This is a genomic window from Chitinophaga varians, from assembly GCF_012641275.1.
GTDB classification, from domain to species: domain Bacteria; phylum Bacteroidota; class Bacteroidia; order Chitinophagales; family Chitinophagaceae; genus Chitinophaga; species Chitinophaga varians_A.
On the sequence record NZ_JABAIA010000001.1, the window covers coordinates 445603 to 462149 of the forward strand.

The window sequence follows — 16547 nt, forward strand, 5'->3', positions numbered from 1 at the left end:
ACCTATATTTACCAAAATTTGACAAGTCAAAACACAGTTCATGGACACTCAATTTGGGTTGCGGGTAAGAGAGCTACGGGAAACACGGGGACTTCTACAGCGACAGGTAGCTGCATTACTCGATATAGACACACCACTATACAGCAAAATAGAACGTGGCGAACGAATCGCAAAAAAAGAAGTAGCCATTCATCTCGCTCTAATCCTGAAAGCTAATGAAGCCGAACTATTAACACTTTGGCTGGCAGACCAGGTAATGGACGTATTAAAAGATGAAAAGCTGGCTAGTGAAGCTTTAAAAACAGTATCAAAAAAAATAAAAAAGAACAAGTGAATCATACACAGCATAACCAGATCGTAAACTTTATATGGAGCATTGCCGATGACGTACTCCGCGATGTATATACCCGCGGCAAATACCGCGATATCATTTTGCCCTTTACCGTACTGCGCAGATTGGATGCCTTGTTGGAAACAACCAAGGACAAAGTGATTTCCATGCATGAGCAATTGAATAAACTGAAGATCGATAACCAATCACCCCAATTGTGTAAGGTATCAGGCTATGTGTTCTACAATACATCTCCATATACCTTCAAAAAATTGCTCAATGATCCAGCTAACATCCGTCGAAATCTTGAAAACTATTTGGATGGTTTTAGTTCCGATGTACAGGACATAATCAGCAAGTTTAAACTACGCAACCAGTTAGACACATTGGAAGAAGGAAATATAACCTTCCCTTTAATCGAAAAATTCTGCTCTGCACAAATCAATTTAAGCCCTGTTCCTGTAAAGGACAAAGAGGGCAACATTATTCATGCAGGATTGAGCAACCTCGGTATGGGCTACGTGTTTGAAGAACTGATCCGCAAGTTTAATGAAGAAAACAATGAAGAAGCGGGAGAACACTTTACGCCTCGTGAGATCATTAAGCTGATGACGCATCTTATCTTTGATCCGATAAAAGATAAAATTAAAGAAGGCACTTACCTTATCTATGACCCTGCTTGTGGTAGTGGTGGTATGCTCACGGAAGCAGAACATTTTGCTCTGGAAATAAATCCCAAAGCCACCTTTCACTTGTATGGCCAGGAAGTGAACCCCGAAACATTTGCCATTTGCAAAGCGGATATGCTTATTAAGGAAGAAGACCCTGAGAAAATTGCCTTCGGATCCACCTTATCCAATGATGGATTTCCCAAGCTGAAGTTCGATTTTATGCTATCCAATCCTCCTTACGGCAAAACATGGAAGATAGACCAGGAAAGCATCATAGATCTTAAGACCAAAGAAATACTCGATCAGCGTTTTGCCGTGGGCGTGCCCAGAGTAAGCGACGGGCAACTGCTCTTCCTTATGAACATGGTATCAAAGATGAAAACAGATAGCGAGATCGGCAGCCGCATAGCTTCCGTTCACAACGGCTCATCCTTGTTTACAGGAGATGCAGGCAGTGGCGAAAGTGAAATGAGAAAATACATCATCGAAAACGACCTGCTCGAGGCTATTATTCAGTTGCCGAACGACATGTTTTACAACACTGGCATCGCTACTTATATATGGGTGCTGAGTAATAAAAAAATAAAAAATCGCAAAGGCAAAGTGCAGTTGATAGACGCATCAGGCATCTTTCGTAAAATGCGAAAAGGACTGGGCAGCAAATCCAACGAATTAAGCGAAGCGCACATCCAGGAAATTACCAGTGTATTTACAGATTGTAAAGAAACACCTATCAGCCGTATATTTGATAATGATGACTTTGCCTATTGGAACATCACCGTTGACCGTCCGTTGCGTCTTTCCTGGCAGTTGACAGAGGAACGACTGGCTGGACTTGACAATAAAGAACTATTTATGCCCGTAATGGCGGCACTCCAAAAAAAGTTTGGAAAAAAAATTCAGCAGGACTATAATGAACTATCACCAGCGCTGGATGAAGCATTAAAAAAACTGGCAATAAAATGGAAACCCAAAGAGCGGAAAACCTTCCTGGATGCTATTTCCCAAAAAGATGAAACCGCCATGCCTGTCATAAAGAAACAGGAACGCGGCACTACTGTATATGAAGCAGACACCGAATTGAGAGATTACGAAAATATACCTGTAAAACAAAACATACAGGCCTATTTTGAAAAAGAAGTATTGCCATTTGTACCCGATGCCTGGATAGACCATGACAAAACGGTGAAGGGTTACGAAATATCCTTCACCAAAATATTTTATCAATACCAACCCTTGCGCAGCGTGGCAGAGATAACCGAAGAGATTATGCAATTGGAAAAAGAGACAGAAGGTTTGCTCAACGAAATAATTTCATAGTATGCGAATAGATAAACTCAACATAAAAAATTTTAAAGGATTTGAAGATGAATCATTCTCCCTCAATCCTCAGTTCACGGTTTTTATTGGAGACAATGCTAAGGGAAAAACTGCGATGCTTCAGGCAATGTCGGTAGCAATGGGTAGCTTTTTTCTAGGTATCGATGGCATCGATTCCCGTGCTATACAGAAAAATGAAGTAAGAGTGAAAACGATCGACGGACAGCCAAGACCACAAAAACCCGTTGTAATTGAAGCAGAATGGCGACCAGAACAAGAGGAAATGGTCTTATGGAAAGATTATGCTATTAAACCTGAGATGAAATGGAAACGGGAGAACATAAAAAACAATACTACCAGTAAAGATGCCAAAAACATCAGGACATTTGCAGAGTCCTTGCTTAAAGCCAGTCGCGATGGATCCAGAGTTGTTTTTCCTCTTTTCGCTTTTTATGGCACGGGTAGGTTGTGGGCAATACACGAAAAACTAAATTATCAAAAGCAGGAAGAGGGTGTTAAAATGGCTTATGCTTATGCACTTTCTGCCAAAGCCTCACCAAAAGAATTTCTGCAATGGTTTAAGACACAGGAAGATTCTGTTAAAAAATTTGAACAGCCACTTGACATGGCACATCTTACGGCATTTAAAAGAACGATTACACAGCTAATACCCGATGACCGTTGGCAGGATGTAGCCTTTGATAATAAGGAGAATGAACTCACAGGCATTTTTACTACGGATGCAGGCACAAAAGAGAAACTCAAATTTAGCCAGCTGAGTGATGGCTTTAGAAACATAATAGCCATTGCCGGCGATTTAGCCTATCGGTGCATTCAACTTAATCCGCATTTAAAAGAAGAGGCAGTTGAAAAAACGCCGGGCATTGTACTTATAGATGAACTTGACATGCACCTGCATCCCAACTGGCAACGCCGGATTGTAGATGATTTTAAAAGAGCATTTCCCAAAATCCAGTTTGTAGCAACTACACATTCGCCGTTTATTGTACAGTCGTTGAAAGCTGATGAATTGAGAATTTTAGATGAAGGTAGAATGATTGCAGATGATCCTCTCAAAAATAGCATTGAAGAGATCGCGCAGCAGGAAATGGGGGTTGAAGAAGTGAAGAGAAGCAAAGAATTTATAGAAATGAAAAGTAGAGCAAAAGAGTATTTTGACCTGATTAAGCAAGGAGCTCCGAATGAAATATTGCATGACGCAAAACAGAAATTAGACGAACTGAGGATTAAGTACAATAATGATCCGGCGTATGTAGCTTTATTAGAGTCCGAAATGCCTAAAAAAGATTAGACCAATGAGACCTGTAGTGAAGACAAATAAACAAAAGGCAGACGGCACTCCAATGGAATATACCCCTTGGGGAAAAGCAAAAAAAGTGTTGATATCCGAAATAGGTAGTTTTTGTTCATTTTGCGAAAAATACAATAGTCGTTCGGCCTTACATGTGGAACATATTTATGGCAAAAAGTGTATTAATGCAGCGGGGGTATTGATCTACGATACTTTAAAACATCGTTGGGACAATTTTCTATTGGCATGTGTAAATTGTAATAGTGTAAAGGGCAACAAGGATATTGCCCTGACAAATCCGTATATGCCACATATAAATAACCTGATTCACTATATTACTATAAATACAGGGGGACTTATTCAGATTAAAGCGGGGTTAAGTGCGACAGACACGAATGGAATAAGAGGATTTATTAATCTTACAGGAATAGACAGAGTTCCCGGACATTCAGATTATTCAGACAAAGATGATAGATGGGATACAAGATTGAAGGTATATGACATTGTAAAGAGACAATATCAAAAATACACAGCGGCTAATCCTACAACTGACCTGGAGAATATTATCCAATTAGCAAGAACAAATGGTTTCTTTTCTATATGGTATTATCAATTCATAACGTACAGCGAGGTAATAAATGTACTTATTAATGGTATCATGATTAATGGCACTTTGATCAGACCTTTTCCCGGCATACATCTAGCGTCTTTTGACCCTACAAATAACTTCATCACCCTTCCTCGGCCATAATACTTATGCAAGAGACATATTCAACATACAACCCAACATCTATTCCCTGGCTTCCGGAAATGCCGGAGCATTGGGAAGTGAGGAAAGTAAAACATCTTTTCAAAGAACGTTCTGAAAAAGGATTTCCCGATGAGCCTTTATTGGCTGCTACACAAACCAAAGGAGTAGTTAGGAAAGAGGATTATGAGACCAGAACAGTTACAGCTCAGAAAGATTTTCATTTGCTCAAGCTGGTAAGAAAAGAAGACTTTGTTATCAGTTTGCGTTCATTTCAAGGTGGAATAGAATATGCCTGGCATCAGGGAATTATCAGCCCGGCCTACAGTATTTTTTACGAAAGGAAAGATGCTGATACTTATAAAGGCTACTTCAAGCATCTATTCAAATCATATCCCTTTATTAATTCGCTTACTTTGTTTGTAACGGGTATTCGTGAAGGGCAAAATATAGATTACACAGCATTCAGGGACGCTACATTACCTCTCCCCCCTTACGAAGAACAAACAGCCATTGCTCATTACCTTGATGCAAAAACAGAGCAGATCAATCGTTTTATTGAGAAAAAAGAGCGATTGATAGCATTGCTGAAAGAGCAGAAGAAAGCTTTTATTAATGAGATATTGAATGAAGGTGAAGATATTTATCCTACTATTCGCGTCAAGTTTGTCGGGAAAGTCAATCCTACTAAGTCGTCATCAACTCTGAAAATTGACGACAGCGATAACGTAGTATTCTTGCCAATGGAAAAAGTCTCAGAAAATGGGAAAATAGATTGTAGTATTCTGAAACCCACACTTGAGTTAAAAAATGGATTTACCTTTTTTGAAAAAGGAGACATTATTGTTGCGAAAATTACGCCTTGTTTTGAAAATGGCAAAGGCGCATTACTTTCAAATCTGCTTACTCCTTATGGTTTTGGAAGCACCGAATTTCACACAGTAAGGGCTTATACAAAAAAGGTTAATCCAGAATATTTGTGGTGGATATTACATAGTGAAGCATTTTTGTCTCTTGGAGAGTATTTCATGGAAGGCTCTGCTGGGCAAAAGCGTGTGCCTGTTGAATTTGTAAAAAACTATCTGGCTGTTATTCCTTCTATTCAAAAGCAGAATGAGGTACTATGTAGAATTAAATTTGAAACTGATAGAATAGATACCACTATCCAACGCATACAAACCGAAATCCAAAAAGTAAAAGAACTCAAACAAAGCCTGATTGCCGAAGTAGTAACGGGCAAGATAAAAGTTGTATAAACTATGAGCAGCGATACATCAGAAAAAGGTCTTGAGATCATCATTGAAAAAGCACTGTCCACAGACGGTGGTTATCGCATATCCTATCCTACCGACTACGATCGGGAGTTGTGCGTGGATAAAAAGCTGTTGGCTGAATTTATCAATACCACCCAGCCCGAAGCATGGTCCACCATTCAAAAACGCGGTGAAGAAAAATTTCTGAAGCGGCTTGCAGAGCAAATTAAACAACGCGGAATTATAGATGTATTGCGCAAAGGCATTAAAGACCAAGACTTGCAGGTGTGGCTGTACTATAAAAATCCCGCATCCGCACTCAATACCAAAGCAGTACAACAATACGAATCCAATATATTTTCTGTCACTCGGCAATTGCGCTACAGCCTCAGCAACGGCAATTCGCTGGACATGGTGCTCTTTATCAACGGATTGCCCGTTAGTACACTGGAACTTAAAAACCCCTGGACAGGGCAGAATGTAAAACATGCCATCAAACAATACCAGCAAGACCGCGACCCCAAAGAACCTTTATTTATCTTCGGGCGTTGCATGGTACATTTTGCTGTAGATCCCGATCTTGTATATATGACCACCGCATTGGGCGGGCAGAGCACCTTCTTCCTGCCGTTTAACAAAGGCGTAGATCATGGTGCAGGTAATCCCGTAAATCCGCATGGACTCAAAAGCGATTATCTGTGGAAAGAAATATTATCCAAACGCTGCCTTAGTCATATCCTAGAGCACTATGCGCAAGTAATAGAAGAAAAAGATGAGGACACCGGAAAGATAAAACGCAAGCTCATTTTCCCCCGCTATCACCAGCTACAAGTGGTGCAAAAGCTACTAGCAGATGCCAAAGCAAAAGATATTGGACAACGCTACCTCGTACAGCACTCCGCAGGTTCCGGCAAATCCAACTCCATTACCTGGCTCGCACACCAACTGGTAAGCCTGCACGATAGCACCAATACTCAGCCTGTTTTTGACAGTATCATTATGGTTACCGACCGTAAAATGCTGGATAAGCAAATACGCGACAACGTCAAACAATTTGCGCAAGTAGCAAAAGTAGTAGAAGCTATAGACAAAGGCAGCAAGCAACTCAAAAGAGCATTGGAAGATGGCAAAAAGATCATCATTACCACTGTGCAGAAATTCCCTCATGTGATGGACGAGATCGGCGAACTGGCCGCAAAGAAATTTGCCATCATCATAGACGAGGCACACAGTAGCCAGAGCGGCGAAACCGCTTCCAAAATGAATTGGGTACTGAGTGATCGGGCAGAGCCTTACGGCAATGAAGACACTAAATCTGATCCCGAACCACAGGATACCGAAGACATCATTCATGAGCAAATGCAGCAACGCAAAATGCTGAAAAACGCCAGCTACTTCGCCTTTACTGCCACACCCAAAAACAAAACACTCGAAACCTTTGGCCGCAAAGGAATACAGCCCGATGACACCCCGGGCGAACCAGGGAAATTTTATCCCTTTCACCTCTATTCCATGAAGCAGGCCATCGAAGAAGAATTTATTCTCGATGTGCTGAAAAACTACACCACCTATCAAAGCTATTACAAACTGCATAAAGCTGTAGAAGAAAACCCCGAGTTTGAAACACACCAGGCACAGAAAAAATTAAGAGCCTACGTAGAGAACCACCCCTTCTCCATTCGTGAAAAAGCCAAAGTAATGATCGATCACTTCCATACCGACGTCAGGAAACAGATCAGAGGCAAAGCCAAAGCAATGGTGGTAACCCGCTCCATCAATAACGCCATTCAATACTTCCGTTCCTTCAACGAATACCTTCGCGAAATACATTCGCCTTACAGAGCCATCGCAGCTTTCTCCGGCAAGCGCACCATTGACGGAGTAGAATATGACGAAGCTAAACTTAACGGATTTGCCAGCGGCGATATACCAAATACCTTTAAGAAAAATGAATACCGCTTCCTTATTGTAGCCAATAAGTTCCAAACAGGCTTCGACCAGCCCTTGCTACATACCATGTATGTAGATAAAAAGCTAGCAGACGTACAGGCTGTACAAACGCTGTCACGCCTCAATAGAGCCTACAAGCCTGACAAAGAAGATACTTTTGTGCTAGACTTTTTTAACAGCACAGACGATATCAGAGAAGCCTTCGAGCCGTTTTACACCACCACTATATTGAGCGAAGAAACTGACGCCAATAAGCTAAACGATCTACAGGACGCATTGGACAATGCACAAGTATATGCCACAGACGATGTGATTAACTTTACTGACCTGTATATAACCAGCACAGACCGAACAACATTAGATCCCATTATTGATGCCTGCGTAGCGCAGTTTCGCAGTGAGTTGCATGTAGATGCACAAATTGGCTTCTATGTAAAGGCAAGATCATTCTACAGAACCTACGCTTTCCTTTCCAAGATCCTGTCATTCAGCAACACATACTGGGAGCGGCTATATTGGTTCCTGAAATTTTTGATACCCAAAATAAAACCCGCGGAGCATGACGATCTTGCCAAAGGAATATTGGAAGCGATAGACCTGGACAGCTACCGACTCAGCAAAACAACCACAGAAAATATACGCCTGGATGGCGGAGAAGAAATAGACCCGACACCAGCCATTGTAAAAGGAAAGAAAGGATACAATGCATTTGATGAGCTGGAAACGATTGTACGAGAATTTAACAACCGTTTTGGCATTGACAACTGGACGGACGACGATAAGGTCAAAAGCTTTTTATTTCAGCAACTGCCCGCAGATTTTGAAAAAGACGAGGATACCGTAACCGCTGTCATCAACTCCGATAAGCAGAATGCCAAAATTACATCCGATAAAAAAGTAGAAGACCTCATGCAGGACATTATATTCACCTACACCGACCTCTACAAAAAATTTACTGACGACGCCGACTTCAAGCGTCAGTACCTCGAATTTGTTTTTGACAAAATATGGAAACAACATAATGGCAATAATCCTACTAACCCAAGATTGTAAACTGACATGAGTATAGACAAAATCACCAGGGAACATGTTTTAGCCGCCGTTGATAAAATAGAACGGGAAAACATTACACTGCAGCCATCCGCCAAATTTGATGTAGTGATTAATGGTAAAGCCTATCCGCCCAAAGAGATTATGCGTTATGCCAATTTGATGGCAAACAAAACAATGGATTGGCCTAACAGCGGTGGAGAACCTACCAATAAGTACCTGGAAAAATTTGGGTTTGAGATACAGCCAAAAGAGCAAGACAATGCAGGCAATACAACCAATCGTTTAACAAACACGGTCATTAAGCTGGGATGCAATTGGGGCAAGGGGGCGCCAAGTTTTTATAAAATGATCCGCGAGCGAAAGATTGCAATTTGCGCCGATGATCTATTGTATCAACCTAATGATTTGATATTAGTCACCCAAGGTCAGACTGTTTTTGCATTAGCCAGGATTTTGAAATACCCTCAACCTGTTACTTCTAATTTTGAGTTAGCGGCAGATTTCAATAAATACAAAATCGATTATGAAGAATGGGTAAAATACGCATCTGCAGAATGGTATGAATTATCAAAAGAAGAAAGGTTTTCGTACAATTTACAACAAGGCCGTTGTTATGTACACTTACCGGAAATTAAAAATAGAGCGATAGCAATCTGGAACAGTCGTTTTACTAATAAAAGCATTAAAACTATGAACATCCACATTGGCTTATGTATCAATACTATTCTGTATGGCCCTCCCGGTACTGGCAAGACATATAATCTGAATAGGTACAAAGAAGACTTCTTTACAGATAAAGGAATTACAAAGAGCAGTGACGAAGTACTTAGAGAAAATGTAAACGCCTATCCTTTTTGGCAAATACTCGCTGCTGTCATGAGTACACTGAATAAACCTGTGTCTGTTTCTGAACTGTTGAGTAACCCTGTAGTAAAAGCCAAATTGAACCCGGAAGCCAGAGCTCCCCGAAGTACCATTTGGAGAATATTGCAATCTTATGCAGACAGCAACTCTACAGAGTTGAATGCGAAATACAAAGGATCCTTCGAATTATTTCAAAAAGACAAAGATAGCCGCTGGGGCATCATGCCAAACAAGAATGAAGTATTAGCTGATATCAGCCAGGAACTAATGGACATTGTGGTACACCCAGAGCAACAGCCAACTCAAAATGTAGCTGATAAATTGCGCTATCATTTCATCACCTTTCATCAGAAATATAGTTATGAAGATTTTATAGAAGGAATAAAGCCCATGCTCAAAAATGAGGAAGTAGAGGAACTTTCTGGCGATTTGCAATTTGAATTAAAAAAGGGAATTTTCTACAACAGTTGTTTAGAAGCACTCAAATTAGCAGGTTATGAATCATTTGAAGCCTGCCATAATGACACACCTGATAACAGAATTGAAAAATTTGAAAAAGCCCGGAACAATCCTGCTAAACAATTCGCCTTATTCATTGATGAAATAAACAGAGCTAATATTTCTGCTGTATTTGGTGAATTGATTACACTATTGGAAGAGGATAAACGAACGGGGGTTACTAATGAAGATGGAAAATTGACAGAGATGTGGATCAAACTTCCATATTCACATGAAATGTTTAGCGTACCATCCAACTTATATGTTATCGGCACTATGAACACTGCCGACCGTTCTATAGCACTGTTGGATATAGCACTTAGGAGACGTTTTGAGTTCAAAGCCCTTTATCCCGAGTATCATGAAGGAGCATGGTGGAGTTCTGTTTTACAAACTTTAAATGATGCCATTTATGAGAAGAAAAGAAACGCTGATTTCTTTATCGGGCACGCCTTCTTCATTAATAAAGAGGAATCAGATAAGACTAATATCTTCAATAACAAGATCATTCCGTTGTTGAACGAATATTTCCAGAACAATGCAGAAAGTGTAAAACATATACTGAACAAATCAGGAATTGGCATTCAGCAACCAGGCATCAAAAATAATTATCAAATTGTAGCAGAGTGAGACTCTCCGAATGGCAAAACACTTCTTTTGAAGCGCACAAAGATAAATTAAATAATTTTGTCAACTACCTTTCAAGTGTCTGGCAAAACAGGAATCGCTATATCGAGTCGCCTGAAGAAATCTCAGAAGAAGAGCAACAGGAGGAAAAGATACAAAGGCAGCGCTTTTTCAATTTTACCGTAGACGGAAAAATCGCTGCAAGAAATTATGTTGGCGTAGTTCAGTATGAAGATATTCGTATGGAAGTGTATCCGAAAATTTTCGCAGGAGACCATACAGAACCTACAAAACTATGGCAACAGAATTTACTCTATTGGCTTAGCTATTGCAGCAAGATCAGGTTTCCATTTTCTCTGGCCGACATATCGAGCTCCGCGTTCAACGATTTCCTGGAATTACTCATTTATATTTTTGCCAATTATACAGAGGAAATCATATCCAATCAACCATTCCAGACCTACCAGACTGTAGAAGAGGAAACTACCTTCCTGAAGGGGCGCTTATCTTTCGACAACTACACTAAACACAATTTGATCACGGGGAAATGGCAACATTTCTACTGCATGCATGAGCCATTTGTGTATGACAATCTGTTCAACAGGATCGTAAAATACATCACTAAGAGATTAGCTGCCATTAGTAGACATCAGCCTAATATAGAAAAACTCAATTCGCTTCTTTTTCTACTCCACGATGTATCCGATATTCCCTGCACTGCCAAGGACTGCGACAAAGTGAAACTGAACCCGCTTTTTGAAGACCATAAGCACATATTGGCATTGTGCAAACTATACCTCTCTAATCAGGTGATTGATACAAATGACGAGAGTAGCAGGAATTTCTGCTTCCTGGTGCCTATGGAATACGTTTTTGAAGATTTCATTTTTGGCTTCCTTACAACTCATTGGCCATCTTTGAATACCCGAGGCCAGAGCACAGGATATTTGGCGCTTAATCAAAATAAAGAGGTCTTTCAGATAAAAAACGATCTGTACATCCCTGACCAGCTTATTGTCGACACGAAATATAAAAGCCGCTCTACGGAGGATGGCCTAAAAGCTGGGGTAAGTCAGAACGACATGTATCAAATGATTAGTTATGCACTGAGGAGAAACTGCAGCAATATTTTAATGCTGTACCCCGCAATGACTAACGGACTTCATTCACCCTCAGCTTTCAACGTTCCGTCAGCTATGTTGCTAAAGGAAATTGATATACAGATCCGAAATATAGACATTCGGTTTGATGATCTGGAGCAAGCGGATCAGGTAATGAAATGGAGGGTTAAGCACCTTGTCAGCCATTGGAGTTTTTTCAATAATAAGTTATAAATCGAAGTACTAATTTACCATATGATAGATTGGAATTCTCCCTTTCCCCTTTATACGTTTTTATTAATTTTGAATTAGTTCCGGGGCAAAATGGCTCCTGTTGGTGTCTTGGATTATATCATTACCTACGAAATGGTCCATTTACTTCATCCCAACCATTCCTCCGAATTCTGGACTGAGCTGGATGAAAAAATGCCTAATTACCTTAAAGTAAACGGAGTAAAATTAGCGCTTTAAAGAACCTATTATATTAAAATTACATGCAATATAACAATACAAGTTGCTCAATTTGACTAGCCTTTGGAATACTAAAGTTCAGTGCTTAGCGATTTAACAGAAGTATGTCCCATTTGTGGCCCAAAAGGAAATGAAGAATATAACTAATTGATAGACAATACAATTATAGACAACTTCCCTCGGGCAGTCATCCCGACAAAAAGGAACAGGATGGTAATAGATACCATCCTGTTCTTTTTTACCCAACCTATAATCCTGTTCAGGCTTACAATTGGCGCAAATACTTCGTTAGTTTTTGTAATTAGAAATGTGCCTTTTTCCCAATTACAGCCTACTTCTTCTGGAAACAGCAGTTTTGGTGCCTTCTCTTTCACTGGCACTTTGTTGGAATCTCATGTTGTAGGGAGCTTAGACGAAAGTATCATTGCCCAACTGAACTATTATTTTAAGCTAGAACTGCCTATGCCGGCTCCGGCCAAAGATTCTAATATCTGCTTCTACTCAATAGCTAATTTCATCGTTAACCGTTCATAGGGTTCGGCAGGGACTTTCTTCTCGATATAGAATTTTCCTCCAGCGCTTCTATTTTTTTCTCAATGCCAGCCAAGTTGCCATTAAGGGTTTGCTGCTCTTTAAGGGTATTTTATAGTGTTTATCGAACAATGGTTCATATGGTACAATACGTCCAAAATCTCTGGTTTACCGTGTCCAAATTGGGGACAAGCTCAGTTAATCCTTTGTTAAGTTAATTACCCTTTACCTAAAAAGGGGTAATTTTCAATACTATTTAAAGAATTTCAACCAACCTATGAAAACAAGTGATCGCATTTTCAGATTTACAGGATGGCATTACAGAGATGGTTTATGCAGAGTAAGAACCTTTGTTAATTGGAAGAAACAGGCTGTTGTCGTATTAATAACTGATTTGGGAAATCTCAATCCTTCCGGATCGGTAGTGCAACTAATAGAAGTGATTGTAAAAGAATTAATTGCCAAACTAGTCATTCCTAAAGAAAGCATTATCGTACAACATCTGGAGCCTTATGGTTTTTATTCCGATCATCGCTTACAGCCTAGTAACGTTCGATAAAAAATATACCCCTACCTGGAACAGTATAGAGTGTGGTGAAGTCCTCGAGTTAATCTCCACTAATAAAGGAGAGTTGAAAAACATCACCAGAAAGAACGAGATCCTGATGACTGAAATCGAAAAAATGAGGGTGCAGATAGACCCTCTCATGGAGTTTTCCTATGTAGATTCTGCAAAGCTGGTGCGACAGCTCACCATAGAAAACAACATGGTCCGCAAATCAGCATTACAGGAGCTGGTCCACGCCGGCGCCGGCGAACGCCAAATACAGTCCCTGATAAAAAGGGATCTGTCTTTGCTGGCAGAAACCTATGCTTCCCCGTCATATAACTACATCTGCTTTTCCGAATTCCCAGTTGGAAATGGTTTTGTGGACTTTGCTATATTCACGGGCGTTTCATGGATGACGGTGATATTGATTGAAGTGAAAGGGGCCGATTTTAATATTGTTAACCAGTCCGGATATCAGAAGTTTAATGCCAATATTGACACGGCAGCAAGCCAGATCAGAGAAAGACTGGGTTTTATCCACCGCAATATACAGGCATTTAAAGAACATGTACACGAAATCAGAGAGAAAGTGATTTCCGGAACTTCTCTCTTTAACGCTTTTACTGGTCCAGAACCAGCTACTCAGGTCGACCCCAACAAGGATGTCAATTTTCATAGCATCATTATCGGCGGAAGGACGGTCGACGATCTAAAAGAAAGCAGTATGAGACATGACTTTGAACGCTACTCCAGTCTTCCTATCAACCTGGAGTCGTGGGATTCCTACCTGCGCAAGTTGAGACGGAACTAAAGCACATACACGTGTTATTCAAAAGAAAACTATATACTACATCTTGAATAGGAGTTTTCAGATTTTCCGATATACTTTTCCTGTTGACAAGTTATCTCGAGCAGTTTAAATCTGTAAAATTTAGCCCGCCTATGCACTCAAGCGATCCCAAATAAATCGAATAACTCAGTTCCGAAAAGCAATTATAGCTAATATCAATAGTTGAACTCAAGAAATCAGCTCTTCCAGGTCATTTTGGCACTGGATTGCTGTGGCATTTGATGGGCCAAATTCCACATTCCTTATTTTTTTCCACCATGCATCTCTATCAGCGACGCGAACGCCTCCCATAATTCCTGTATTTTCTTTTTGGTTGCATCATCCGTCAGATTACCGGCTGCATCAAACTTTTCAGCAGCCTGCCCCAGGTAAAACTCCGGCTGTTGCAGCGGGACCATATCCAGGTACATAATGGACTGCCTTAAGTGATTCTGTGCGCCGAACGCTCCCAGGCTATAAGGCGTACACCCTACAATGGCTACCGGTTTTTTCTTCCACTTATTTTTCCCTTCTGGCCGCGAACCCCAGTCAATGGCGTTTTTCAGCACCGGGGAGTACGAACGGTTATATTCAGGCGTGGCGAAGATAACGCCATCCGCCTTCTCTATTGTTTCATAAAGGTCCAGGACGGACTGAGGCAGATTTGCCTCCAGGTCCTCATTGATAAAAGGCAGTTGTCCAATATCGATATAGCTCACCGTTATGTGCTGCGGCGCCAATTGCGCGAATGCTTTTACCAGCCGGGTAGTAAAAGATTCCTTTCGCAAGCTGCCTGAAAATGCGATAACGTTGTAATTCATAAAAATGTATTTTGCTGTATAGTAACAGCAACTCTTTCGCAATAAATGCGCCGGCAAGGCCGCAGCATGGGAAGGAGCAATCCGGCTCAGGGTATGGGCATAAATCTCCACACAATGGTATGCACAGGGAACATTAGAGCGGGAAGCATATCATGCTCTGCCTTTTACAGGCAAACTGCGGAGGTGGCTGCCCGTTATACTTATTTAAATAAATAATAGATCATCGCTATGGCGGCCATTGACATCAGCACCAGTGTGATGCCTCCCAGGATATTTGAAAACCAGGAATTCGTGTGTTCTTTCATTATTTTCCTGTTGTTCCCGATATGCATAATAATAGCCACCATGACCGGCGCAGTGAGGCCATACGCAATAGCCGTTAACAACAGTGCTTTAATAGGACTGACCCCAAAAAAATCCATCGATAACCCAACAATAAGTGAAACGATAATGGACATATAAAATGGCTTGGCCTGGGTGAACGTTTTGTCCAGTCCCGCTTTCCAGCCGAAAGTCTCCGCCAGCATATAGGACAGCGAGCCCGCCAGCACTGGTATGGCGAGCAACCCTGTGCCCAGGACGCCGGTAGCAAAAATAGCATAGGTAAACTTTCCCGCCAGCGGCTGGAGCGCCCTCGCCGCCTGGTCCACCGTATCGATCTGACGTATGCCGCCTTTAAAGAGTACGCTTCCGGTGGTGAGAATAATAAAAAACATGACAGCATTTGACAGCAGCATACCGAGGTTTACATCCGTCTTCATATCATCCAACATTCGTTTATCTACAAAAACAACCCCTTTTTGAGCGTTGTCCTCAGCCTCCATCGTCGTTTGCCAGAAAAACAAATAAGGAGAAATTGTCGTACCAAATAATGCAACAATTATTGAAATAAATTCCTTATTAAAATAGAAGACAGGCACAAATGTTCTCCGAAGCACCTCCGGCCAGTCCTGATCAACCGAAAATGGCACAATAATATACAGCAGCAGCGATAAACAGAGCCACTTCAGGATATTGGCAATTTTCCGGTACGGGTACCTGATGATGATAAACAACAGGACTCCCGTGATAACAACACAAAAAACTGAAGCAGGAACAGCCGGAACAATCATATGTGCTACCGCACCCATTCCCTGTATATCCGCGCCAATGTTTAACGTAATGGCCGGGAAACTGAAAAGCAGCATGATAAAGAGGACCGGCTTGGAATAATGCTGTTTTAAAGTAACTGTCAGTCCCTGGGAAGTGACCATACCGATCCTGGCACACATACCCTGCACAGCGGCCATTAACGGGAATGTAACCAGTGCCGTCCACAGGGTGGCGAGGCCAAATTGTGCGCCAGCCTGCGAATAGGTGGCAATACCCGAAGGGTCATCATCGCTGGCGCCCGTTACCAGTCCTGGTCCAAATTTTTTAAAGAAACGCCATACTTTGTTTAGGCGCTTTGGATGCTTGGATAAATTTGCCATTTTATCTATAGTTCGATATTCCATACAGACACATTCTGTATCGTTTTTTTCAGTACCGGTTTTTGCACTTAGTCTAGCCGGGGCGTGCCATTGCCATCACAATTCTGAGGCCAAAACCAGGGTTTAAGGCTGCATCAGGATGCTGT

General features: G+C 41.2%; 13 protein-coding genes. 11 read left to right on the forward strand and 2 right to left on the reverse strand.

Annotation, left to right across the window (positions count from 1 at the left end; translation table 11 throughout):
- Window positions 1-40 precede the first annotated feature (40 nt).
- The 11 genes from HGH92_RS01770 (at window position 41) to HGH92_RS01820 (ending at window position 14090) form a co-directional block, all read left to right on the forward strand.
- Entirely contained in the window at window positions 41-334 is a 294-nt protein-coding gene (locus tag HGH92_RS01770; RefSeq protein WP_168869044.1) for a helix-turn-helix domain-containing protein, read from the forward strand.
- Complete coding sequence (locus HGH92_RS01775) at window positions 331-2322, forward strand: N-6 DNA methylase (RefSeq protein WP_168869045.1); 1992 nt, start codon at window positions 331-333, stop codon at window positions 2320-2322. Before HGH92_RS01770 ends, HGH92_RS01775 begins: the two co-directional genes overlap by 4 nt.
- Window position 2323: 1 nt before the next feature.
- The gene (locus tag HGH92_RS01780; RefSeq protein WP_168869046.1) at window positions 2324-3634 is read left to right on the forward strand and encodes an AAA family ATPase; all 1311 of its coding nucleotides are present in this window, start codon (window positions 2324-2326) and stop codon (window positions 3632-3634) included.
- A gap of 4 nt (window positions 3635-3638) precedes the next feature.
- Complete coding sequence (locus tag HGH92_RS01785) at window positions 3639-4385, forward strand: HNH endonuclease (RefSeq protein ID WP_168869047.1); 747 nt, start codon at window positions 3639-3641, stop codon at window positions 4383-4385.
- 5 nt (window positions 4386-4390) lie between these two features.
- Window positions 4391-5638: a restriction endonuclease subunit S gene (locus HGH92_RS01790; RefSeq protein ID WP_168869048.1), complete on the forward strand. Its 1248-nt coding sequence runs from the start codon at window positions 4391-4393 to the stop codon at window positions 5636-5638.
- 3 nt (window positions 5639-5641) lie between these two features.
- Entirely contained in the window at window positions 5642-8638 is a 2997-nt protein-coding gene (locus HGH92_RS01795; RefSeq protein WP_168869049.1) for a type I restriction endonuclease subunit R, read from the forward strand.
- A 6-nt stretch (window positions 8639-8644) separates the two neighbouring features.
- Window positions 8645-10630 (forward strand): McrB family protein, encoded by a 1986-nt coding sequence (locus HGH92_RS01800; RefSeq protein ID WP_168869050.1) that lies wholly within the window; start codon window positions 8645-8647, stop codon window positions 10628-10630.
- Window positions 10627-11961 (forward strand): McrC family protein, encoded by a 1335-nt coding sequence (locus tag HGH92_RS01805; RefSeq protein ID WP_168869051.1) that lies wholly within the window; start codon window positions 10627-10629, stop codon window positions 11959-11961. Before HGH92_RS01800 ends, HGH92_RS01805 begins: the two co-directional genes overlap by 4 nt.
- Window positions 11962-12051: 90 nt before the next feature.
- Window positions 12052-12198, forward strand: a complete 147-nt coding sequence (locus tag HGH92_RS34280) for a M48 family metallopeptidase (RefSeq protein ID WP_168869052.1) — start codon at window positions 12052-12054, stop codon at window positions 12196-12198.
- 808 nt (window positions 12199-13006) lie between these two features.
- Window positions 13007-13288 (forward strand): hypothetical protein, encoded by a 282-nt coding sequence (locus HGH92_RS01815; RefSeq protein ID WP_168869053.1) that lies wholly within the window; start codon window positions 13007-13009, stop codon window positions 13286-13288.
- A gap of 106 nt (window positions 13289-13394) precedes the next feature.
- Window positions 13395-14090, forward strand: coding sequence for a Shedu immune nuclease family protein (locus tag HGH92_RS01820; RefSeq protein ID WP_168869054.1), 696 nt, complete (start codon window positions 13395-13397; stop codon window positions 14088-14090).
- 281 nt (window positions 14091-14371) lie between these two features.
- Here HGH92_RS01820 and HGH92_RS01825 read toward each other — a convergent pair whose 3' ends face one another.
- Both HGH92_RS01825 and HGH92_RS01830 read right to left on the reverse strand, forming a co-directional pair.
- Window positions 14372-14929: an NADPH-dependent FMN reductase gene (locus HGH92_RS01825; RefSeq protein WP_168869055.1), complete on the reverse strand. Its 558-nt coding sequence runs from the start codon at window positions 14927-14929 to the stop codon at window positions 14372-14374.
- 200 nt (window positions 14930-15129) lie between these two features.
- The gene (locus tag HGH92_RS01830; protein ID WP_168869056.1) at window positions 15130-16401 is read right to left on the reverse strand and encodes an NRAMP family divalent metal transporter; all 1272 of its coding nucleotides are present in this window, start codon (window positions 16399-16401) and stop codon (window positions 15130-15132) included.
- Between the last annotated feature and the right edge of the window lie 146 nt (window positions 16402-16547).